This window comes from Pseudonocardia sp. SID8383, assembly GCF_009864975.1.
Classification (GTDB): domain Bacteria; phylum Actinomycetota; class Actinomycetes; order Mycobacteriales; family Pseudonocardiaceae; genus Pseudonocardia; species Pseudonocardia alni.
Map to the genome: position 1 here is coordinate 1 of NZ_WWFY01000905.1, position 598 is coordinate 598.

At 78.6% G+C, this 598-nt stretch carries 1 protein-coding gene; it reads right to left on the minus strand.

What is annotated here, in order from left to right; genetic code table 11:
• Nucleotides 1–557, minus strand: a 557-nt coding sequence (locus tag GTW08_RS21630) for a hypothetical protein (RefSeq protein WP_202417508.1), incomplete at its 3' end; no start/stop codon positions are given.
• Nucleotides 558–598 lie beyond the last annotated feature (41 nt).

Sequence of the window (598 nt, forward strand, 5' to 3'; positions counted from 1 at the left end):
GCGCCGGTCTGCGCGGCGCCGGGATGCCCGCCGGCCCGGGCCGAGGGGGCCTCGGGGAGGGGCGCCGGCGTGTCCGGCCCGGTCAGCTCGGTGACGATCTCGTCGCCCTCGACGCCGTGCGGTCCGACGGCCTGCATCCGCAGGGACGTCCCCGCCGGCAGCCCGCCCCGGCGCACGCGGCCGCCGAGGTGCGTCGCGAGCGACCGTGCCCAGAGCAGGACGGTGACGTGGTCGACGTCGGGCAGGGTGACCCGCACCGTGTCGTCGTCGCGACGTGTGGTTCCGGACGGCGGAACCAACCGGCGGGCCCGGGTGAGCATGTCGTGCAGGGCTCCCACCGTCGCCGTACCGGTGACGGTCTCGAGGTCGCCGTCGACGAGGTCGAGGACGATCGACCGCTCCGCCGTACCGGGTGGCCCCGTCGGGGCCGCGGGGGCCGTCGGTGCCGCAGCCGGGCCGCTGTCCCGGACACGGGCCGCGGCGGACGCGCTCGCCCGATCGGACCTCGTGTCGGCCTCCGGGGGGTTCGGCTCGCCCGCAGCCCGCTCGGCAGCCACGGTCGGCTCGCCCGCAGCCCGCTCGACGGCCACGGTCGGCT